Annotated in this window: 1 protein-coding gene; it reads left to right on the top strand. The window is 67.9% G+C overall.

Translation table 11 applies throughout. The annotated features are described in order from the left end of the window. Positions 1 to 1,054, top strand: a 1,054-nt coding sequence (locus NP3_RS27385; RefSeq protein WP_063044487.1) for a M18 family aminopeptidase, incomplete at both ends; no start/stop codon positions are given.

Below are 1,054 nucleotides of genomic sequence, written 5' to 3'. Positions count from 1 at the left end.
GGACTGTGCGCCTTCATCGACGATTCACCGTCGCCGTTCCACGTGTGCCGGACGGTCGCTCGGGAACTGGACGCCCACGGCTTCACCCCGCTCGCGGAGTCGGCGCCGTGGCCATCGGATGGGCCGAGCCGTCATTACGTCATGCGTGGCGGTTCGCTGGTCGCGTGGGCGACGGCCGATTCCGCCGGTGCGACACCGTTCCGGGTGGTCGGTGCGCATACCGACAGTCCGAATCTGCGGGTGAAGCAGTATCCGGATCTGGCCGCGGTGGGCTGGCAGCTGGTCGGGTTGGAGCCCTACGGCGGCGCCTGGCTGAATTCATGGCTGGACCGGGAACTCGGCATCTCCGGACGGCTCAGCGTGCGCGACGGAAATGCGGTGCGCGACAAGCTGGTTCGCATCGATGAACCGATTCTTCGGGTGCCGCAGTTGGCGATCCACCTTTCGGAGGACCGCCGGGGTGTCACGCTTGATCCGCAGCGACATGTCAATGCGATCTGGGGTCTGGGTGCGCAGCCGCGCTCGTTCCTGGATTACGTCGCCGAATATGCCGAGGTCGATCCGCAGGCAGTGCTCGGCTGGGAGCTGATGACCCACGATCTGGCACCGAGCCGGTTGGTGGGCCGGGATCGCGATCTGGTGAGCGCGCCGCGCCTGGACAACCAGGGGACCTGCTACGCCGGATTGAACGCCTTCCTCACGGCGATCGCGGAACCCGGTGCGGCAATTCCGGTTTTGGCGATGTTCGATCACGAGGAGGTCGGCAGTCAGTCCGATCGCGGCGCGCAGTCCGATCTGCTGCCGACGGTGCTGGAGCGCATCGTGCTCGCACGCGGCGGCGGCCGCGCCGAATACCTGGCCGCCCTGGCCGGATCCGTCTGCGCCTCCGGCGATATGGCGCACGCGACCCATCCCAATTACCCGGAACGGCACGAGCCCGCACACCGCATCGAGGTCAACGGCGGCCCGGTGCTCAAGGTCAACCAGAATCTTCGCTACGCCACCGACGCCGCAGGTGCGGGCGCGTTCGCCCTGGCCTGCGCGCAGGCCGAGG

Origin of the sequence: Nocardia pseudovaccinii NBRC 100343 (assembly GCF_001613225.1) — a bacterium.
In the GTDB taxonomy this organism is placed as follows: domain Bacteria; phylum Actinomycetota; class Actinomycetes; order Mycobacteriales; family Mycobacteriaceae; genus Nocardia; species Nocardia pseudovaccinii.
Note: the sequence above shows the minus strand (reverse complement) of the source record. Positions and strands in the feature narration are given on the sequence as shown.